A 21,073-nucleotide genomic window follows, 5' to 3' on the forward strand; every position below is an offset into this window, starting at 1 on the left:
TTTCTTTATTTGTGGATGCATTGCTTTGCTCTGTATGTGTACCATTATAAGGTTACAAACAGAGGTTCGCAACGAAATTTTTAAAGTGAGTAGACATTGAGGGGTGAGTTTAAGTTGGCAGGACATCTTGTTCAATATGGTCGACGCACTCGGCGCAGTTATGCACGAATTAACGAGATACTCGAAGTTCCGAACCTGATTGAAATCCAACAAAAATCTTACGATTGGTTTTTGGAGGAAGGGTTGCGCGAAATGTTCCAGGATATCTCGCCGATCCAGGATTTTACAGGTAACTTGATTTTGGAATTTATCGATTACAGTCTCGGTGAACCGAAGTATACAGTAGACGACGCGAAAGAGCGTGACGTTACTTATGCAGCACCGCTTCGGGTCAAAGTCCGGCTCATTAATAAGGAAACCGGAGAAGTCAAAGAGCAGGAAGTATTCATGGGAGATTTCCCGCTGATGACCGATACCGGCACATTTATTATTAATGGTGCGGAACGGGTTATTGTCAGCCAGTTGGTTCGCTCTCCTAGCGTTTACTTCAGTACCAAAGTAGATAAAAACGCCAAAAAAACGTATACCGCTACAGTTATTCCTAACCGCGGCGCTTGGCTCGAACTGGAGATGGACGCGAAGGATGTTGTTTACGTCCGGATCGACCGCACACGTAAAATACCGGTGACGGTTCTCCTGCGTGCACTTGGTTTTGGCACAGACGCTGAGATTCTGGATCTGCTCGGTAATGACGAATATATCCGAAATACGCTGGACAAAGACAATACGGATTCCACGGAGAAAGCGCTGATTGAAATTTATGAGCGTCTTCGTCCGGGCGAGCCGCCAACGCTGGATAATGCGAAAAGCTTGCTCGTAGCCCGTTTCTTTGATCCAAAACGTTATGACCTGGCTAATGTGGGTCGTTACAAAATCAACAAAAAGCTTCATATCAAGAACCGTTTGTTCAACCAACGTTTGGCTGAGTCTCTTGTAGATACCGAAACTGGCGAAATTATCGCCGAAGCAGGTCAAATGATTGACCGTCGTCTGTTGGATGAAATCATGCCGCAACTCGAGAAAAGCGTTGGTTTCCGCACATATCACGTGGGTAACGGCGTTTTGGATGCCAATGATATCCCGATGCAAACGATTGATGTATTTTCACCGATTGAGGATGGTAAGGTCGTTAAACTGATTGCCAATGCTAACATTGATAAATCAGTGAAGAACGTTACACCGGCTGATATCATTTCCTCCATCAGTTACTTCATTAACCTTCTGCATGGCATCGGAAGCACAGATGATATCGATCACCTGGGTAACCGTCGTCTCCGCTCGGTTGGTGAGCTCCTACAAAACCAATTCCGTATCGGTTTATCCCGTATGGAACGTGTAGTTCGTGAGAGAATGTCCATTCAGGATGCTAACGTAATCACGCCTCAGGCTTTGATTAACATACGTCCTGTTATCGCATCCATTAAAGAGTTTTTCGGTAGCTCCCAATTGTCACAGTTTATGGATCAAACGAACCCACTGGGTGAGTTGACGCATAAACGCCGTCTGTCCGCACTCGGACCGGGTGGTTTGACACGTGAGCGTGCCGGCATGGAAGTCCGTGACGTGCATCCATCCCACTATGGCCGGATGTGTCCAATCGAGACACCAGAGGGACCGAACATTGGTTTGATCAACTCCCTGTCGACATTTGCCCGTGTGAACGAATATGGATTCATTGAAGCTCCTTATCGCTGGGTAGATCCTAAGACTGGTGTCGTAACCGAGCAAATCGACTACCTGACAGCAGACGAAGAGGACAACTATGTCATCGCTCAAGCGAATGCGAAGCTGAATGAAGATAGTACCTTTGCAGAAGAAGCGATCATTGTACGTTACAACAAGCAGTCGGATAACATCCTTACGATGCCGAGTGAACGCGTTGACTACATGGACGTATCTCCTAAGCAGGTTGTATCTGTCGCTACAGCGCTCATTCCGTTCCTTGAGAACGATGACTCCAACCGTGCACTCATGGGATCGAACATGCAGCGGCAAGCCGTTCCACTCTTGATTCCTAAAGCTCCGCTGGTGGGAACAGGTATGGAACACAAAGCCGCAAAAGATTCCGGTGTATGTATTGTCTCCAAATATGACGGGATTATTGAACGTTCTTCTGCGAATGAGATTTGGTTGCGTCGTGTTGAAGAAGTCGATGGTCAAGAAGTCAAAGGCGATATCGTTAAATATAAATTACACAAATTTATGCGTTCGAACCAAGGAACATGCATTAACCAACGTCCGATTGTCAAAAGAGGTGCTGTTGTCAAAGCTGGCGACATCCTTGCAGATGGTCCTTCGACGGAAATGGGTGAATTGGCTCTGGGACGTAACGTCGTAGTTGCCTTCATGACTTGGGAAGGTTACAACTACGAGGATGCGATCCTGCTCAGCGAAAAACTCGTTAAAGAAGATGTGTATACATCCATTCATATCGAGGAATATGAGTCTGAAGCACGTGATACTAAGCTCGGACCTGAAGAGATCACGCGTGATATCCCGAACGTAGGGGAAGAAGCGCTGCGTAATCTGGATGAGCGCGGTATTATCCGTATCGGTGCAGAAATCAGTGCTGGTGACATTCTGGTTGGTAAAGTAACACCAAAAGGTGTAACGGAACTGACTGCAGAAGAACGTCTCCTGCATGCGATCTTCGGTGAGAAAGCGCGTGAAGTACGTGATACTTCCCTGCGTGTACCTCACGGTACTGACGGTATCGTAGTTGATGTAAAAGTCTTTACCCGTGAAAACGGAGATGAACTGCCTCCAGGTGTTAACCAACTCGTTCGTGTCTATATCGCTCAAAAACGGAAAATTTCCGAGGGTGATAAAATGGCCGGTCGTCACGGTAACAAAGGGGTCGTGGCCCGTATCCTGCCGGAAGAAGATATGCCTTTCCTGCCGGACGGTACACCAGTTCAAATCGTTCTTAACCCGCTGGGCGTACCTTCCCGGATGAACATCGGTCAAGTGCTTGAAGTTCACTTGGGTATGGCTGCCATGCAGCTCGGTATTCACGTAGCTACTCCTGTATTCGACGGAGCGAAGGAGTATGACGTCTTCGATACGATGGAAGAAGCAGGGATGCAGCGAAATGGTAAAACCGTTCTGTACGACGGACGTACGGGAGAAGAGTTCGAACGTGAAGTTACTGTTGGCGTCATGCATATGATCAAGCTGGCGCACATGGTTGACGATAAAATCCATGCTCGTTCCACAGGTCCTTACTCACTCGTTACACAACAGCCTCTGGGTGGTAAAGCCCAGTTCGGTGGACAACGTTTCGGGGAGATGGAAGTATGGGCGCTTGAGGCTTATGGTGCGGCCTATACACTGCAAGAAATCTTGACTGTTAAGTCCGATGATGTTGTAGGTCGGGTGAAAACGTATGAGTCCATCGTCAAAGGCGAGAATGTTCCTGAACCAGGTGTTCCTGAATCATTCAAAGTATTGATCAAAGAGCTGCAAAGCTTGGGTATGGATGTTAAGATTTTGAGCGAAGATGAGCAAGAGATTGAAATGAAAGAAATGGACGATGAAGATGACGCTGCGAGCGATAAGCTCAGCCTCAACCTTGAGGGTACAGAGGTCGGAGCGGAGTAACCGCTTCGGGCGCATGATGACCGGCGTTTTTCATCAGGCTCGCGTCTTGCTCCGGCTTCGGCCGGAGGGGGCGTAACCTAGAATACAGGACTTGGTTAAGGAGGGTTGCTCCTTGTTGGACGTCAACAATTTCGAATACATGAAGATCGGGCTTGCTTCCCCAGAAAAAATTCGTTCTTGGTCCCGCGGAGAAGTGAAAAAACCGGAAACGATCAACTATCGTACGTTGAAACCGGAAAAAGAAGGGCTGTTCTGCGAAAAGATTTTTGGCCCTACAAAAGACTGGGAATGTCATTGCGGTAAATACAAACGCGTGCGTTATAAAGGCGTTGTCTGTGATCGTTGTGGTGTTGAAGTTACACGTGCGAAAGTACGCCGCGAACGGATGGGTCATATTGAGCTCGCTGCTCCGGTATCGCATATCTGGTACTTCAAAGGTATTCCGAGCCGCATGGGTCTCGCTCTGGATATGTCTCCAAGATCTCTCGAGGAGATTATTTATTTTGCATCATATGTAGTAACTGATCCAGGAGAAACTCCACTGGAGAAAAAACAGCTGTTGTCCGAGAAAGAATACCGCAGCTACCGTGAGAAATACGGATATGGGTTCCAGGCTGGCATGGGGGCAGAAGCAGTTAAGAAATTGCTTCAAGACCTTGATATAGACAAAGAGCTTGAATTCCTGAAGGAAGAGCTCCGCACTGCACAAGGACAACGCCGTAACCGTGCAATCAAACGTCTGGAAGTTATCGAAGCGTTCCGCAACTCGGGTAATAAACCTGAGTGGATGATCATGGATGTACTTCCTGTGATCCCGCCGGAACTTCGTCCGATGGTACAACTGGATGGTGGACGTTTTGCAACGTCTGACCTGAATGACCTGTATCGCCGTGTAATCAACCGGAACAATCGTCTGAAACGTTTGCTTGACTTAGGCGCGCCAGACATTATCGTGCAAAATGAAAAACGGATGCTGCAGGAAGCTGTTGACGCATTGATCGACAACGGCCGTCGTGGACGCCCTGTAACGGGTCCTGGTAACCGTCCTTTGAAATCCCTCAGCCACATGCTGAAAGGTAAACAAGGACGTTTCCGTCAGAACTTGCTCGGTAAACGGGTTGACTATTCCGGTCGTTCCGTTATCGTAGTTGGACCTTACCTGAAAATGTATCAGTGTGGTCTGCCTAAAGATATGGCACTTGAACTGTTCAAGCCTTTTGTTATGAAAGAGCTTGTAAATAAAGGGCTTGCCCATAACATCAAGAGCGCTAAACGTAAAGTTGAGCGTGTAAGTCCTGAAGTATGGGATGTTCTTGAAGAAGTTATTAAGGAGCACCCGGTTCTGCTGAACCGTGCCCCTACGCTTCACAGACTCGGTATTCAAGCGTTTGAACCGATTCTCGTTGAAGGTAAAGCAATTCGTCTTCATCCGCTCGTATGTACGGCGTACAATGCCGACTTTGACGGTGACCAAATGGCCGTGCACGTTCCGTTGTCTGCTGAAGCTCAAGCAGAAGCACGTATCCTGATGCTTGCATCAGGTAACATTTTGAACCCGAAAGACGGTAAACCGGTTGTTACCCCTTCCCAGGATATGGTGCTTGGTTCTTACTACCTGACCATGGACAACAAGGAAGAAAAGGGAACAGGTATGATCTTGCGCACGGTTAACGAAGCTGTATCCGCGTACCAACGTGGTACTGCTGGTTTGCATGCACGTGTAGCGATTCCGGTTAGAGCGCTTGGCAAAACAATCTTTACCGAAGAGCAACAAGATGCAATGATGTTGACTACGGTCGGCAAAATCATCTTTAATGAAATCTTCCCGGCAAGCTTCCCTTACATCAATGATGCAACTCGTGCGAACCTCTACCAGGGTACCGCTGAGCATTCATTTGTTTATGAGAAGGGAGCTGACCTTAGAGAAGCGATTATGAACGCTCCTTTGGCTGGTGGTGTCGGTAAAGAATATCTTGGTTCTATCATCGCACGTTGTTTTGAAATTTATCATACAACGGAAACAGCCGTTATTTTGGATAAAATCAAACAACTCGGATTCACATACTCCACTCGCGCTGGTATCACTGTAGCGGTGTCGGATGTTATCGTTCCACCTGAGAAATTTGAAATCCTTAGACAGTCTGAGGAAAAAGCACAAATCGTTACGAATCAATACCGTCGTGGTCTGATTACGAACGAAGAGCGCTATGACCGCATCATTGATATCTGGTCGAAATCGAAAGATGATATCACCGAGATTCTGATGAAATCGATGGATCGCTACAATTCCATCATGATGATGGTTGACTCCAAAGCACGGGGTAACAAATCGCAAATCACCCAATTGGGCGGTATGCGTGGACTGATGGCCAACCCATCTGGTCGAATCATCGAACTCCCAATCAAATCGAACTTCCGTGAAGGTCTGACGGTACTCGAGTACTTCATCTCGACTCACGGAGCGCGTAAAGGTTTGGCGGATACAGCCCTGCGTACAGCCGATTCAGGTTACCTGACTCGTCGTCTCGTAGACGTAGCCCAAGACGTAATCGTGCGTGAAGATGATTGTGGTACAGATAAAGGCTTTACCGTAAGCCGTATCCAGGATGGTAAAGAGGTTATTGAGGATCTCTACGACCGTATTGAAGGCAGATACTGCTTCGAGACTGTTCGTCATCCGGAAACAAAAGAAATTATTGCCCACCGTAATGAACTGATTGACTCTGATAAAGCAGAGGCAATCATCAAAGCTGGCGTAACCAAACTACAAATCCGCTCCGTACTTAGCTGCCGTGCACGTCACGGTGTCTGCAAGAAGTGTTATGGTCGCAACTTGGCGACTGGTAAACACGTGGAGATCGGTGAAGCAGTTGGTATTATCGCAGCACAATCCATTGGTGAGCCAGGAACACAGCTGACAATGCGTACATTCCACACCGGTGGTGTAGCCGGAGACGATATTACGCAAGGTTTGCCGCGTATCCAGGAGTTGTTTGAGGCTCGTAATCCTAAGGGTCAAGCAACAATCAGTGAGATCGACGGTGTTGTTAAAGAAATTCGCGAAGCGAAAGATCGTCGCGAAATTGAAATTCAAGGTGAAGCAGAATCCAAAGTTTACTCTGTTACCTACGGTTCCCGTGTACGCGTTAGCGAAGGCATGGAAATTGAAGCAGGCGACGAGTTGACAGATGGTTCTATCGATCCAAAAGAAATGCTGCGCATTAAAGGCGTACGTGGCGTACAGAACTACATTTTGCAGGAAGTACAACGCGTATACCGTAACCAAGGCGTAGAAATCAATGATAAACACGTTGAAGTTATGATCCGTCAAATGTTGCGTAAAATCCGTATCGTCGATGCAGGGGACACTACGTTGTTGCCAGGATCGTTCGTGGATACGCATGAGTACGAAAGAGCTAACAAAACAGCGATTCTAAGTGATAAAGAGCCAGCGGTTGCGAAACCAATCCTGCTCGGTATTACGAAAGCATCCCTGGAAACAGACTCCTTCCTCTCAGCGGCTTCGTTCCAAGAGACTACACGTGTTCTGACAGATGCAGCGATCAAAGGTAAAGTCGATCAGTTGCTCGGTCTGAAAGAGAATGTAATCATCGGTAAATTGATCCCTGCAGGTACAGGTATGCACCGTTATCGCAGCATCAAATTTGCCGAGCCGGAAGATGGCCAATCTTCAGTAGAAGAACTTGAGCCAGTTTCGGTTGATTAACATATTGATCTCTATTCATCCTTGTTTAAAGGATAAATAGAAGTTTTGTACGCTGGGAGACGACGACTGTTTCACACAGGAGGACGTTTCCCAGTGAAGCAAAACTTTAAATAAAAATGTTTTGGCATTAGCATTGACATTGCTTGCGCTAGATGCTAATATATCAAAGGTGCGTGGGCAGCTGATTGTATATGGTCCTATTCGGAGGAATGAATAATGTCTAATGAAAAAGGTCTGCAAGATGCTCATGTCAAAATTGGTACCAAACAGACCGTGCGGATGGTCCAGTCAGGAATGGCTGCTGAGGTCTATGTGGCTGAAGATAGTGATCCGCAGCTCACTTCCAAAATCATTGCCTTGTGTGAACAACACAATGTAAAGTACACGAAAGTGGACACAATGAAAAATCTCGGCAAAGCTTGCGGGATTGGAGTGGGAGCAGCAATGGCTGCTGTCGCAAAATGATACAGTAAGGAACGTTTTTGTCCGAGAACTTTTAGGGATTCTCTAAGGCAAAAACTTTTCATTTGTCTTTTTATGAACCGCCTGGGTCTGTGGACTTAGCGTAAAGAGGTTTATAAAGAAACATGAACAATTGAGGAAGGGGGTGGCAATCACATGCCAACTATTAACCAACTGGTACGTAAAGGACGTCAAGCTAAAGTTGATAAGTCCAAATCACCAGCTTTGCAAAAAGGGTTCAACGCTTTGAAACGTGAATCAACTAACATCAGTGCCCCACAAAAACGTGGTGTCTGCACTCGTGTAGGTACAATGACTCCACGTAAACCAAACTCTGCACTTCGTAAATATGCCCGTGTTCGTTTGACGAACCGTCTCGAGGTAACTGCTTATATCCCGGGTATCGGACATAACCTTCAAGAGCACAGTGTTGTGTTGATCCGTGGAGGTAAAGTTAAAGACCTTGCAGGGGTTCGTTATCACATCGTTCGCGGAGCTCTTGATACTGCAGGCGTGAACAACCGTATGCAAGCTCGTTCGAAATACGGTGCTAAACGTCCAAAAGCTAAAAAAGCCTAAACTATTATAAGTAGCAGTCCTGAATATCTTCTGGGTTAATCCCAGGAGGTGAAGGATGTGCTCATGAAGAAAGAAAGGGGGATATCCATGCCACGCAAAGGTCCAGTTACGAAAAGAGACGTGTTGCCAGATCCGGTATACAGCAGCAAGCTGGTTACTCGTTTGATCAACCGCATCATGCTCGACGGAAAACGCGGTGTTGCTCAAAGCATTCTGTATAATGCGTTTAAGTTGATTCAAGAACGTACGGGTAATGACCCTATGGAAGTATTTGAAGCAGCGATCAAAAATATCATGCCAGTCCTGGAAGTTAAAGCTCGCCGTGTCGGCGGTGCCAACTACCAAGTACCAATCGAGGTAAAACCAGAGAGACGTACTGCTTTGGGATTACGTTGGCTCGTGAACTACTCCCGCAACCGCGGTGAGAAAACAATGGAAGAGCGTTTGGCGGCTGAGATCATCGACGCTTCCAACAACACAGGCGCTTCCGTTAAAAAACGTGAAGATACGCATAAAATGGCTGAAGCGAACAAAGCGTTTGCTCACTACCGTTGGTAGGATTCGGTTCACAATAATAACTTCAATTTTGAAGGGAGACCCATTTCATGGCAAGAGAGTTCTCCTTGAAAAATACACGTAATATCGGGATCATGGCTCATATTGATGCGGGTAAAACCACGACAACTGAGCGGATCTTGTTCTACACAGGACGTACGCACAAAATCGGTGAAGTACACGAAGGCGCTGCGACAATGGACTGGATGGAACAGGAACAGGAGCGCGGAATTACAATTACTTCCGCTGCGACTACCGCTGCTTGGAAAGGCCACCGCGTTAACATCATTGATACCCCGGGACACGTTGACTTCACTGTTGAAGTTGAACGTTCCCTTCGTGTATTGGACGGAGCAGTTGGTGTATTCAGTGCGAAAGAAGGCGTTGAGCCTCAGTCCGAAACCGTATGGAGACAGGCTGACAAGTACGGCGTACCTCGTATCGCTTATGTAAACAAAATGGATATCATCGGTGCTGACTTCCTGAACGTTGTATCTGACATGCGTGATCGCCTTCAAGCGAACGCAGTTGCGATTCAACTTCCTATCGGCGCTGAAAATGATTTCAAAGGTATCATTGATATCGTTGCACAAAAGGCTCATATGTACAAAGATGACCTTGGACAAGATATCGAAGAAACCGAAATTCCTGCGGAATTTGTTGAGCAAGTTGCAGAACTCCGTAACGAATTGGTTGAGCGTGTTGCAGAACTCGACGAAGATTTGACAATGAAATACCTGGAAGGCGAAGAGATCACTATTGATGAGATCAAAGCGGCCCTCCGTAAAGGTGTTGTTGATGTTAAGATCTTCCCGGTTATCTGTGGATCCTCGTATCGTAACAAAGGTGTTCAACTGATGTTGGATGCTGTTATCGACTACTTGCCGGCTCCAACAGACGTTCCATCTATCACTGGTCATCTTGAAGATGGAACTGAAGCAATTCGTAAGTCATCCGATGAAGAGCCTTTCTCCGCATTGGCATTCAAAATCATGACTGACCCTTACGTTGGTAAATTGACATTCTTCCGCGTATACTCCGGTGTTCTTCAATCCGGATCTTACGTATTGAACGCAACTAAAAACAAACGTGAGCGTATCGGTCGTATCCTTCAAATGCATGCAAACAGCCGTCAAGAAATCACTGAAGTTTACTCCGGTGACATTGCAGCTGCTGTAGGTTTGAAAGATACGGGTACAGGTGATACACTGTGTGATGAGAAAAATCCGGTTATCCTGGAGTCAATGAACTTCCCTGATCCGGTTATCGAAATCGCCGTTGAACCTAAAACCAAAGCTGACCAAGATAAAATGGGTGTTGCTCTCGGTAAGTTGACAGAAGAGGATCCTACTCTTCGTGCTCATACTGACGAAGAAACAGGTCAAACAATCTTGGCAGGTATGGGTGAGCTTCACCTTGATATCATTATTGACCGTATGCGTCGTGAGTTCAAGGTTGAAACTACTGTGGGTAAACCACAAGTAGCTTACCGTGAAACATTCCGTGCACCAGCGCGCGTTGAAGGTAAATTCGTTCGTCAATCCGGTGGTCGTGGTCAATACGGTCACGTATGGGTTGAGTTCGAACCTCTCGAAGCGGGTACAGGCAGCCAGTTCGAAAGTAAGGTTGTCGGTGGTTCTGTTCCAAGAGAATACATTCAACCAGCTCTTGCAGGTATCGAAGAGCAAATGAAAAACGGCGTTATCGCAGGCTTCCCGCTTGTTGACGTTAAGGCTACAATCGTAGACGGATCTTACCATGATGTCGATTCCAACGAGATGGCATTTAAAATTGCCGGATCGATGGCGCTGAAAGCTGCGAAAGACAAATGTAAGCCGGTTCTGCTTGAGCCAATCATGAAAGTAGAAGTAACCGTTCCAGAAGAGTATATGGGTGACGTTATGGGTATGCTTAACTCCCGTCGTGGCCGCATCGAAGGTATGGATTCCCGTAGTGGAGCCCAAATCATCCGTGCTAAAGTACCTTTGTCTGAAATGTTCGGATACTCTACAACTCTTCGTTCCGGTACTCAAGGACGCGGCGTATTCTCCATGGAGCTTTCTCACTATGAAGAAGTTCCTAAGAGCATCGCTGAAGAGATTGTTGCCAAAACAAAAGGAACCGAGTAGTTTTCTCTCATTGAATGAAAGTGTATAAGTCATGTATTCTTTGCACTTCATTTAGTGGAAACATAAAATTATAATTTTAAGGAGGCCACGTTCAAATGGCAAAGGCTAAATACGAACGTAATAAACCCCATGTTAACATTGGTACTATTGGTCACGTCGACCATGGTAAAACAACTCTGACTGCTGCAATCACTACTGTATTGTCTAAAACTTACGGTGGCGCAGCAATTGCATTCGATCAAATCGATAAAGCTCCAGAAGAGCGCGAGCGCGGTATCACAATCTCAACATCACACGTTGAGTATGAAACTGACACTCGTCACTACGCTCACGTAGACTGCCCAGGTCACGCCGACTATGTTAAAAACATGATTACTGGCGCGGCTCAAATGGACGGAGCTATCTTGGTAGTATCCGCAGCTGACGGCCCAATGCCACAAACTCGTGAGCACATCTTGCTCTCCCGTCAAGTAGGCGTACCTTACATTGTTGTTTTCTTGAACAAATGTGACATGGTTGAAGACGAAGAGTTGTTGGAATTGGTTGAGATGGAAGTTCGCGACCTTCTTAACGAATATGAGTTCCCAGGTGATGATACTCCAATCACTCGTGGATCCGCTCGTGAAGCTCTGCAAAACCCTGATGGTGAGTGGGCTCGAAAAATCGTTGAGATGTTCAAAGAGATCGATACGTACATCCCATTGCCTGAGCGTCAAACTGACAAACCTTTCTTGATGCCTGTCGAGGACGTATTCTCCATCACTGGTCGTGGTACTGTTGCTACTGGCCGTGTAGAGCGTGGTACTGTTAAAGTCGGCGAAGAGATCGAAATCGTTGGTATTACTGAAGAAACTAAAAAATCCGTAGTTACGGGCGTAGAAATGTTCCGTAAATTGTTGGACTCTGCTCAAGCGGGCGACAACATCGGTGCATTGTTGCGTGGTGTTGATCGTACTCAAATCGAGCGCGGTCAAGTACTTGCAAAACCAGGTTCTGTTAAGCCACACACAGAATTTACTGCACAAATCTACGTTTTGACTAAAGAAGAGGGTGGCCGTCACAAGCCTTTCTTCACTGGATACCGTCCACAGTTCTACTTCCGTACAACTGACGTAACAGGCATCATCAACTTGCCTGAAGGTACTGAAATGGTAATGCCTGGTGATAACATCACGGTTACTGTTTCCTTGATCTCCCCAATCGCGATTGAAGAAGGAACTAAGTTCTCCATTCGTGAAGGCGGACGTACAGTAGGTGCAGGTTCCGTAGCATCGATCCAAAAATAATTCGGCTTAACGCTGAATAAAGCATATGCAACAGTGTACTGGAACGAGTAACATTGTATTGTAACGAAGCTTCGGAAGAGTTCTTTATCCGACATCGGATAAAGAACTCTTTTATTATGTAATAGTTTCGGAACCTGCGTCATACGAAATGAACATCATTTACGAATGTAGATGGATTGGTAAGGCAGCATGAATATTGAAGATAAACACTGCACTAAACGAAGTCATTTCATCAGAAAAGATAAGTTTAAATGTTTTTCTTAAATATGCTTGCAATACGCCCATCTTTTCTATATAATAATGAATGTTGTTCTGTGACGTTGCGATGATGTGAGAGGTTACTGGCACACCCGGCCCCTTTGCCATGGGACAGTGGCTAGAAAATTTTCACGGAGTATGTCCGATAAAAAATTGGGCGATAGAAGGAGGGACTAAAATGGCAAAGCAAAAAATTCGTATTCGTTTGAAAGCTTACGACCACAGAATTCTTGATCAATCCGCGGAGAAAATTGTTGAAACAGCAAAACGTTCGGGTGCAGGTGTATCCGGTCCGATTCCGCTTCCTACTGAAAAACAAATCATTACTATTCTTCGTGCGGTGCACAAGTACAAGGATTCTCGGGAACAATTCGAACAACGCACACATAAGCGTTTGATCGACATCGTTAACCCGACTCCACAAACTGTGGATGCCTTGATGCGCTTGGATCTGCCGTCCGGTGTAGATATCGAAATTAAATTGTAATACAAGCTACAACAAAGACCATGTATAAAGGAAAAGAGGTGTCAACATGAAAGCAATCTTAGGAAAAAAACTCGGAATGACTCAAGTATTTACACCTGAGGGTAACGTTGTACCAGTAACGGTTATCGAAGCAGGCCCTTGTGTTGTTTTGCAAAAGAAAGATATTGAGAATGATGGCTACGAAGCAATTCAAATCGGTTATTCCGATAAGAAAGAGAAAAATGCTAACAAGCCAGAAGCAGGTCACGCTAAAAAAGCGAACACTGCCCCTAAGCGCTACGTTCGTGAAGTTCGCGGTATCAACATCGCAGAATATGAAGTTGGCCAAGAACTGAAAGCTGACATTTTCGTTGAAGGCGAATTCGTTGACGTAACGGGTATTTCTAAAGGTAAAGGTTTTGCCGGCGTTATCAAACGTTGGGGACAAAGCACTGGACCTATGTCACACGGTTCGCGTTACCACCGTGGCCCTGGTTCAATGGGTTCGATCCAAGCTAACCGCGTTCCTAAAGGCAAACGCCTGCCAGGACACATGGGACATGATACTGTTACAATCCAACGTCTTGAAGTAGTTAAAGTAGACGCTGAACGTAACGTGTTGCTCGTGAAAGGTTCCATTCCTGGACCGAAAAACAGTCTCATTAAAGTTAAAGAAACGGTGAAAAAATAACCACTGAAGAAAGGAGGAACACAAAATGCCAAAAGTATCAGTTTACAATGTAGATGGTAGCCAAGTGGGCGAAGTTGAATTGAACGATGCGGTTTTCGGAATTGAGCCGAACCAACACGTTCTGTATGATGCAGTTCTTATGCAACGCGCTTCCCTTCGTCAAGGTACCCACAAAGTAAAAGGACGTTCTGAAGTACGTGGCGGTGGACGTAAGCCTTGGAAACAAAAAGGTACAGGTCGCGCTCGTCAAGGTTCGATTCGTTCTCCACAATGGAAAGGCGGCGGTATCGTATTTGGTCCAACACCACGGAGCTATGCGTATAAACTGCCTAAGAAAGTTCGCCGTTTGGCGATCAAATCAGCTCTTTCATCCAAAGTGATCGACAATGACATTATCGTTCTGGACGCTCTCACGCTGAGCTCACCTAAAACGAAAGAATTTGCAGCCATCTTGAACAACTTGAAAGTTGGACGCAAAGCTTTGATCGTAGCTCCTAGCTATGATGATAATGTGGCTCTTTCCGCACGGAATATTCCAGGCGTGAAATTCGTAGCTGCTGACGGCATTAATGTTCTTGACGTGCTCTCGCACGACAAACTGATCATTACGAAAGAAGCAGTTCAGAAGGTAGAGGAGGTGCTCGCGTAATGAAGGATCCTCGTGATATTGTAAAACGTCCGATTATTACGGAACGTACTGCTGACATGATGAATGACTTGAAATATGTATTTGAAGTCGATATCCGTGCAAACAAAACCGAGATCAAGAAAGCCGTGGAAGCTATTTTCAACGTAAAAGTGAAAAACGTGAACACGCTTCGTGTTCCAGCTAAGCCTAAACGGTACGGACGTTATTCCGGATATACTAGCGAATGGAAAAAAGCGTTTGTAACGCTGACACAAGACAGCAAAACGCTTGAGTTCTTTGAAACTGTATAATTGAATTTTTGAAGTAAGGAGGGAAACCCAGTGCCAATCAAAAAGTATAAACCAACTTCCCCGGCAAGACGGAACATGTCCGTTTCTACATTTGAGGAAATCACCACAGATCAGCCGGAGAAATCGTTGTTGGCCCCATTGAGCAAACAAGCAGGCCGCAACAACCAAGGTAAAATTACAGTTCGTCACCATGGTGGTGGACACAAACGTAAATACCGTATCATTGACTTCAAACGTACTAAAGATGGAATACCGGGCCGCGTTGCTACGATTGAGTATGACCCGAACCGTACATCTAACATCGCTCTGATTCACTATGCCGATGGTGAAAAACGTTATATCATCGCTCCTAAAGGTTTGAAAGTTGGAGATCAAGTATTCTCCGGACCTGAATCAGACATCAAAATCGGAAACGCATTGCCACTCGAAAATATTCCAGTAGGTACTGTTATCCACAACATCGAGTTGAAACCAGGTAAAGGCGGACAATTGGTTCGTGCTGCTGGTACAGAAGCTCAATTGCTTGGTAAAGAAGAAAAATACGTTTCCGTTCGTCTCTCTTCTGGAGAAGTTCGTCGTATTCTGAAAGTTTGCCGCGCAACAATCGGATCTGTTGGTAACCAAGACCACGAGCTCATCAAAATCGGTAAAGCCGGTCGTAGCCGTTGGTTGGGTAAACGTCCTGAAGTTCGTGGTGTAGTAATGAACCCTAACGATCACCCACACGGTGGTGGTGAAGGTCGTGCTCCAATCGGACGTAAATCGCCAATGTCACCATGGGGTAAACCTACTCTTGGTTACAAAACGCGTAAGAAAAATAAAGCTTCTGATAAATACATCATTCGCCGCCGCACGAAGTAATACACACTGTGCATAACTTCGTGAGGCATCTGCGGATGCATAATAGCTACGTTTGAAGGGAGGATCTCCACATGGGTCGCAGTTTGAAAAAAGGGCCATTCATTGATGGCTACATGCTGAAAAAGGTAGAAGAGATGGAAGCATCCGGTAAAAAGCTTGTTATTAAAACCTGGTCCCGTCGTTCTACAATTTTCCCGCAATTCATCGGACACACATTTGGCGTATATGACGGTCGTAAACACGTACCAGTATACGTAACTGAGGACATGGTCGGACACAAACTGGGTGAGTTCGCTCCAACCCGTACGTACAAAGGCCATACTGATGATGATAAGAAAACAAGAAGATAAATGAACATCTTTAATGTTTGAGAGGAGGTTACACAATGGAAGCAAAAGCACATGCTAAGTTTATCCGGATTGCTCCTCGTAAAGTTCAACTCGTTGTTGACTTGATTCGCGGCAAGCAAGTTGGTGAGGCGGTTGCCATTCTCCGTCACACTCCGAAATCCGCTTCTCCGATTGTTGAGAAGTTGCTTAACTCCGCGATTGCAAATGCGGAACATAACTATTCTTTGGATGTTAATAACTTGGTCATTTCTCAAGCTTACGTGAACCAAGGACCGACAATGAAACGTTTCCGCCCTCGTGCAATGGGACGTGCAAGTCGTATTAACAAACGTACTAGCCACATCACTTTGGTGGTATCTGAAAAGTAGAAGGAGGGGAAATGTGTGGGCCAAAAGGTAAATCCAGTCGGACTCCGTGTTGGAATTATCCGTGACTGGGAATCTAAGTGGTATGCAGGTAAAGACTTCGGCGATCTTTTGATGGAAGACGTGAAAATTCGTGAATTCCTGAAAAATAAATTGAAAGACTCCGCTATGTCTCGTGTTGAAATCGAGAGAGCGGCTAACCGCGTAAACGTAACGATTCACACTGCGAAACCAGGTATGGTTATCGGTAAGGGTGGTTCGGAAGTTGAAAATCTGCGTAATCAAATTACGAAAATCGCAGGCGGTAAAAAAGTACACATCAACATTTCTGAAATTAAGAACCAAGACCTGGACGCAATCCTGGTAGCTGAAAGCATCGCACAACAATTGGAACGTCGTGTTTCTTTCCGTCGTGCTCTGAAACAAGCTATTCAAAGAACAATGCGTTCTGGTGCAAAAGGTATTAAAACTCAAGTGGGCGGACGTCTTGGCGGTGCTGAGATTGCTCGTTCGGAAGGCTACAGCGAAGGAACTGTTCCACTGCACACGCTTCGTGCCGACATCGACTACGGTACAGCAGAGGCTCATACTACTTACGGCCGTATCGGCGTAAAAGTATGGATCTATCGTGGAGAGGTTCTTCCTACGGCTAAGAAACAAGCTGCTAAGGAAGGAGGCAACTAATCATGTTGGTACCAAAACGTGTAAAACACCGTAAGCAACAACGCGGACATATGAAGGGCCAAGCTAAAGGCGGAACTACGCTGAACTTTGGCGAATACGGTCTGCAAGCTACGGAACCGGCTTGGATTACGAACCGTCAAATCGAAGCGGCTCGTATTGCGATGACTCGTTACATCAAACGTGGTGGTAAAGTTTGGATCAAAATCTTCCCAGACAAACCAATCACTCAAAAGCCTCTCGAGGTTCGGATGGGTAGCGGTAAAGGTAACGTAGAAAAATGGGTTGCAGTTGTGAAACCAGGTAAGATCATGTTTGAACTTGCTGGTGTACCGGAGGATGTTGCTCGTGAAGCAATGCGTCTTGCCGCTCATAAACTGCCAATCAAAACGAAGTTTGTGAAACGTGAAGAATTGGGTGGTGAAGCAAATGAAAGCTAGTGAATTTCGCAACCTAACCTCTGCTGAAATCGAGCAAAAGATTGCCGGATTTAAAGAAGAACTCTTTAACCTCCGCTTTCAACTCGCTACCGGTCAGCTGGATAACCCGACTCGAATCCGTGATGTGCGGAAAGAAATAGCTCGTGCTAAAACCATTATCCGTGAAAGAGAATTGGGAATCGGTTAATTAGGGATCGGATGTATAATCCGTCCGTAATCAGGAAGGAGGCCAACAATGAGCGAAGAACGTAACGCACGTAAAGTGCAAACCGGTAAAGTGGTCAGCGATAAAATGGACAAAACGATTGTTGTTGCTGTAGAAACTTACAAAAAACACAACTTGTACCATAAACGCATTAAGGTTACTAAAAAATTCAAAGCGCATGACGAAGAAAACACTGCGAAAATCGGTGACACGGTGAAAATCATGGAGACTCGTCCGCTTTCGAAAGATAAACGCTGGAGACTTACTGAAATCGTAGAAAAAGCGGTTATCATCTAATGCATCAGCAGCATAGCTGAAAGGAGGAATACTAAATGATTCAACCATTTACACGTTTGACTGTGGCTGACAACTCCGGTGCGAAGGAACTGATGTGTATCCGCGTACTCGGCGGTACGGGACGTCGTACAGCTCAAATCGGTGATCTGATCGTTTGTTCTGTAAAACAAGCAACACCAGGCGGCGTTGTCAAAAAAGGTGATGTAGTTAGAGCGGTTGTCGTTCGTACGAAGCGTTCTGTACGTCGTAAAGACGGTTCCTACATCGGTTTTGATGAAAATGCAGCGGTTGTTGTAAAAGACGACAGAAGCCCGCGTGGAACACGTATTTTCGGACCTGTTGCTCGTGAACTCCGCGAGAAAGACTTCATGAAAATCGTTTCCTTGGCCCCAGAAGTTATCTAAAGCTTAATCTCGTGATGTTAGAAACAGGAGGTGTACGAAATGCCAAGAGTGAAAAAAGTTCTGGAATCCCATAACAATAAACTTCATGTTAAAAAAGAAGATACAGTTATGGTGATCAGCGGTAAAGACAAAGGTAAAAAAGGCCGTGTCATCGCTGCTTATCCTCGTGAGAACCGCGTCCTTGTGGAAGGTGTTAACATGATTAAAAAACACCAGAAGCCTAACCAGCAAAATCCGCAAGGCGGCATTATCGAGAAGGAAGCTCCGATTCACGTTTCCAACGTAATGCACATCGATCCAAAGAGCGGAAAAGTAACCCGTGTAGGTTACAAAGTGTTGGATAACGGAAAGAAAGTGCGCGTTGCTAAACGTTCCGGAGAAATTATCGACTAATTGAACCGAATGAGAAAGGAGGTCTATGATTCATGGCAGCAAGAATGAAAGAACGTTACCTGAACGAAATTGCTCCTGCTTTGATGCAGAAGTTTAACTATACAACGGTAATGCAAGTGCCGAAAATCGAGAAAATCGTTATCAACATGGGTGTGGGCGACGCTGTCCAAAACTCCAAAGTGTTGGATTCCGCAGTAAACGATTTGCAATTGATCGCAGGTCAAAAACCTGTAATCACTCGTGCTAAAAAATCTATCGCAGGTTTCAAACTGCGTGAGAACATGCCTATCGGTGTGAAAGTAACATTGCGCGGCGAGCGCATGTACTTCTTCCTCGATAAACTGCTCAACGTTACGCTTCCTCGTGTCCGCGACTTCCGCGGTGTATCGAGTAAAGCTTTCGACGGACGTGGTAACTACACACTGGGTCTGAAAGAACAACTGATCTTCCCAGAGATCGAGTATGATAAAGTAGACAAAGTCCGCGGTATGGATATTGTCATCGTAACAACGGCGAAAACAGACGAAGAATCCCGTGAATTGCTCACGCAACTCGGAATGCCTTTCGTAAAATAATGTTGCTATAACGTTTCCGGGTGTCTGGAAAGACTCCCTTTTCTCCGAAATTATTTAGGAGGTGTCAGGCTAAGTGGCAAAAACTTCGATGAAAGTTAAACAACAACGTACACCAAAGTTTAAAGTACGTGCTTATACACGCTGTGAGCGTTGCGGACGTCCACATTCGGTACTGCAGAAGTTCAAAATTTGCAGAATTTGCTTCCGTGAATTAGCTTATAAAGGCCAGATCCCTGGCGTGAAAAAAGCAAGCTGGTAAAAAGTCCTGAACGGGAAGGAGGTTAACTCACAATGACTATGTCTGATCCAATTGCAGATATGCTTACTCGTATTCGTAACGCGAACACAGTTCGTCACGAAACAGTAGAAATGCCTGCTTCAACAATGAAAAAACAAATCGCCGACATCCTGAAGCGTGAAGGTTTTATCCGTGACGCTGAAGTTATCGATGATAACAAACAAGGGATTATCCGTGTTTTCCTGAAATACGGTCAAAATAACGAGCGTGTTATTACTGGTCTGAAAAGAATCAGTAAACCTGGTCTTCGTGTTTACACGAAAAGCAACGAAGTACCTCGTGTACTTGGTGGTCTGGGAATCGCTATTATCTCGACATCCAAAGGTATCATGACGGACAAAGAAGCTCGTCAATCGAAATCCGGCGGAGAAGTCGTCTGCTACGTTTGGTAATATAACGTCACAAGATAGGAGGTGCAACATATGTCTCGTATTGGTCGCAAACCAATTACAGTACCAAGTGGTGTGGACATCACACTGGACAACACCGTTATTACGGTAAAAGGACCAAAAGGATCTTTGACTCGTGAACTTCATAAAGATATGAAGGTAACAGTTGAAAACAACGAAATTACAGTTGTGCGTCCTTCCGATAACAAAACTCACCGTTCTTTGCACGGCACAACGCGTAGCGTTGTAAACAACATGGTGAGTGGTGTTACTGAAGGATTCGCAAAATCTCTGGAGCTGGTTGGGGTCGGATATCGTGCAAGCAAATCCGGAGATAAAATCGTTCTGAACGTTGGCTACTCTCACCCGGTTGAAATTACACCGGAAGCGGGAATCGAATTCGAAGTTCCTTCGAATACGAAAATCATCGTTCGCGGAATCGATAAAGAGCGTGTAGGTGCTTACGCTGCTAAAATCCGTTCCGTTCGTGAACCTGAGCCGTACAAAGGTAAAGGTATTAAATATGAAGGCGAGCGTATCATCCGTAAGGAAGGTAAAGCCGGTAAGAAGAAATAAGATTTTTCTTACCGCCTTTGCGCGGTTTTCGGCTTGCTTGCTTCTTATGTTTCTAATATACCCCGTGGCTTCCGGTATGAAGCCAGCGAGGTAACCTGAAAGGAGTGAATCCCTGAGATGATTACGAAAACAGATAAAAACAAGGCACGTCTGAAAAGACACTTGCGTGTTCGTAAGAAAATCCAAGGAACGGCAGCACGTCCTCGTTTGAACGTATTCCGTTCTGGTAAACATATGTATGCTCAAATCATCGATGACGTAGCTGGTGTTACGATCGCTTCCGCGTCTACTGTAGACAAAGAATTGAGCGGCGACATCAAAAACGGCGCATCTGTTGAATCTGCTCGTAAAGTTGGCGAACTCGTTGCTAAACGTGCGAAAGACAAAGGCGTTTCAAACATCGTATTTGACCGTAGCGGTTATCTGTACCATGGTCGTATCGCAGCATTGGCTACAGCGGCTCGTGAAGCAGGACTTGAGTTTTAAG

25 protein-coding genes are annotated in these 21,073 nt (G+C 45.7%); all 25 read left to right on the forward strand.

All coding sequences use genetic code 11. From position 1 onward, the window contains the following. The first annotated feature begins 114 nt into the window (after positions 1-114). Positions 115-3,660 carry a DNA-directed RNA polymerase subunit beta gene (rpoB, locus tag BMW94_RS28025; protein WP_090905283.1) on the forward strand — a complete coding sequence of 1,182 codons (3,546 nt, stop codon included), beginning with the start codon at positions 115-117 and terminating at the stop codon, positions 3,658-3,660. Between the two features lie 112 nt (positions 3,661-3,772). After that, positions 3,773-7,387 carry a DNA-directed RNA polymerase subunit beta' gene (gene rpoC, locus BMW94_RS28030; protein ID WP_091001945.1) on the forward strand — a complete coding sequence of 1,205 codons (3,615 nt, stop codon included), beginning with the start codon at positions 3,773-3,775 and terminating at the stop codon, positions 7,385-7,387. A gap of 216 nt (positions 7,388-7,603) precedes the next feature. After that, positions 7,604-7,852 (forward strand): ribosomal L7Ae/L30e/S12e/Gadd45 family protein, encoded by a 249-nt coding sequence (locus tag BMW94_RS28035; RefSeq protein WP_091001946.1) that lies wholly within the window; start codon positions 7,604-7,606, stop codon positions 7,850-7,852. A 153-nt stretch (positions 7,853-8,005) separates the two neighbouring features. Then, positions 8,006-8,428, forward strand: a complete 423-nt coding sequence (gene rpsL / locus BMW94_RS28040; RefSeq protein ID WP_056697677.1) for a 30S ribosomal protein S12 — start codon at positions 8,006-8,008, stop codon at positions 8,426-8,428. 87 nt (positions 8,429-8,515) lie between these two features. Then, positions 8,516-8,986, forward strand: coding sequence for a 30S ribosomal protein S7 (rpsG, locus tag BMW94_RS28045; RefSeq protein WP_024633590.1), 471 nt, complete (start codon positions 8,516-8,518; stop codon positions 8,984-8,986). Between the two features lie 47 nt (positions 8,987-9,033). Further along, a complete protein-coding gene (gene fusA / locus BMW94_RS28050; protein WP_063567424.1) occupies positions 9,034-11,112 on the forward strand; it encodes an elongation factor G in 2,079 nt (692 codons plus the stop codon). A gap of 95 nt (positions 11,113-11,207) precedes the next feature. Then, entirely contained in the window at positions 11,208-12,398 is a 1,191-nt protein-coding gene (tuf, locus tag BMW94_RS28055) for an elongation factor Tu (protein ID WP_091001947.1), read from the forward strand. 436 nt (positions 12,399-12,834) lie between these two features. Next, the gene (gene rpsJ / locus BMW94_RS28060; RefSeq protein ID WP_017692074.1) at positions 12,835-13,143 is read left to right on the forward strand and encodes a 30S ribosomal protein S10; all 309 of its coding nucleotides are present in this window, start codon (positions 12,835-12,837) and stop codon (positions 13,141-13,143) included. 46 nt (positions 13,144-13,189) lie between these two features. Then, positions 13,190-13,813, forward strand: a complete 624-nt coding sequence (rplC, locus tag BMW94_RS28065) for a 50S ribosomal protein L3 (protein WP_091001948.1) — start codon at positions 13,190-13,192, stop codon at positions 13,811-13,813. 25 nt (positions 13,814-13,838) lie between these two features. After that, positions 13,839-14,462 (forward strand): 50S ribosomal protein L4, encoded by a 624-nt coding sequence (gene rplD / locus BMW94_RS28070; protein ID WP_063567425.1) that lies wholly within the window; start codon positions 13,839-13,841, stop codon positions 14,460-14,462. Beyond that, positions 14,462-14,752 (forward strand): 50S ribosomal protein L23, encoded by a 291-nt coding sequence (gene rplW / locus BMW94_RS28075; protein WP_024633586.1) that lies wholly within the window; start codon positions 14,462-14,464, stop codon positions 14,750-14,752. Before rplD ends, rplW begins: the two co-directional genes overlap by 1 nt. A 30-nt stretch (positions 14,753-14,782) precedes the next feature. Further along, positions 14,783-15,613, forward strand: coding sequence for a 50S ribosomal protein L2 (rplB, locus tag BMW94_RS28080; RefSeq protein WP_024633585.1), 831 nt, complete (start codon positions 14,783-14,785; stop codon positions 15,611-15,613). A gap of 71 nt (positions 15,614-15,684) precedes the next feature. Then, positions 15,685-15,963, forward strand: a complete 279-nt coding sequence (rpsS, locus tag BMW94_RS28085; protein ID WP_024633584.1) for a 30S ribosomal protein S19 — start codon at positions 15,685-15,687, stop codon at positions 15,961-15,963. 35 nt (positions 15,964-15,998) lie between these two features. Further along, on the forward strand, positions 15,999-16,331 hold the full coding sequence (rplV, locus tag BMW94_RS28090; RefSeq protein ID WP_024633583.1) for a 50S ribosomal protein L22: 333 nt from the start codon (positions 15,999-16,001) through the stop codon (positions 16,329-16,331). 15 nt (positions 16,332-16,346) lie between these two features. Continuing rightward, entirely contained in the window at positions 16,347-17,012 is a 666-nt protein-coding gene (gene rpsC / locus BMW94_RS28095) for a 30S ribosomal protein S3 (RefSeq protein ID WP_024633582.1), read from the forward strand. 2 nt (positions 17,013-17,014) lie between these two features. Next, positions 17,015-17,449 (forward strand): 50S ribosomal protein L16, encoded by a 435-nt coding sequence (gene rplP, locus BMW94_RS28100; protein ID WP_024633581.1) that lies wholly within the window; start codon positions 17,015-17,017, stop codon positions 17,447-17,449. Then, positions 17,439-17,636 carry a 50S ribosomal protein L29 gene (rpmC, locus tag BMW94_RS28105; protein ID WP_017692083.1) on the forward strand — a complete coding sequence of 66 codons (198 nt, stop codon included), beginning with the start codon at positions 17,439-17,441 and terminating at the stop codon, positions 17,634-17,636. Before rplP ends, rpmC begins: the two co-directional genes overlap by 11 nt. 48 nt (positions 17,637-17,684) lie before the next feature. Further along, a complete protein-coding gene (gene rpsQ, locus BMW94_RS28110) occupies positions 17,685-17,951 on the forward strand; it encodes a 30S ribosomal protein S17 (RefSeq protein ID WP_017692084.1) in 267 nt (88 codons plus the stop codon). A 35-nt stretch (positions 17,952-17,986) separates the two neighbouring features. Next, on the forward strand, positions 17,987-18,355 hold the full coding sequence (rplN, locus tag BMW94_RS28115; RefSeq protein ID WP_024633579.1) for a 50S ribosomal protein L14: 369 nt from the start codon (positions 17,987-17,989) through the stop codon (positions 18,353-18,355). 39 nt (positions 18,356-18,394) lie between these two features. Continuing rightward, positions 18,395-18,748: a 50S ribosomal protein L24 gene (gene rplX / locus BMW94_RS28120; protein ID WP_024633578.1), complete on the forward strand. Its 354-nt coding sequence runs from the start codon at positions 18,395-18,397 to the stop codon at positions 18,746-18,748. A gap of 32 nt (positions 18,749-18,780) precedes the next feature. Then, positions 18,781-19,323 (forward strand): 50S ribosomal protein L5, encoded by a 543-nt coding sequence (gene rplE, locus BMW94_RS28125; RefSeq protein WP_024633577.1) that lies wholly within the window; start codon positions 18,781-18,783, stop codon positions 19,321-19,323. Positions 19,324-19,396: 73 nt separating this feature from the next. After that, positions 19,397-19,582: a type Z 30S ribosomal protein S14 gene (locus tag BMW94_RS28130; RefSeq protein WP_013312154.1), complete on the forward strand. Its 186-nt coding sequence runs from the start codon at positions 19,397-19,399 to the stop codon at positions 19,580-19,582. A gap of 32 nt (positions 19,583-19,614) precedes the next feature. Beyond that, positions 19,615-20,013 (forward strand): 30S ribosomal protein S8, encoded by a 399-nt coding sequence (gene rpsH, locus BMW94_RS28135; protein WP_017692088.1) that lies wholly within the window; start codon positions 19,615-19,617, stop codon positions 20,011-20,013. A gap of 30 nt (positions 20,014-20,043) precedes the next feature. After that, positions 20,044-20,586, forward strand: a complete 543-nt coding sequence (gene rplF, locus BMW94_RS28140; protein WP_024633576.1) for a 50S ribosomal protein L6 — start codon at positions 20,044-20,046, stop codon at positions 20,584-20,586. Between the two features lie 117 nt (positions 20,587-20,703). After that, positions 20,704-21,072: a 50S ribosomal protein L18 gene (gene rplR / locus BMW94_RS28145; RefSeq protein ID WP_091001949.1), complete on the forward strand. Its 369-nt coding sequence runs from the start codon at positions 20,704-20,706 to the stop codon at positions 21,070-21,072. Position 21,073 lies beyond the last annotated feature (1 nt).

Origin of the sequence: Paenibacillus sp. OK003, assembly GCF_900109515.1 — a bacterium.
GTDB classification, from domain to species: domain Bacteria; phylum Bacillota; class Bacilli; order Paenibacillales; family Paenibacillaceae; genus Paenibacillus; species Paenibacillus marchantiae.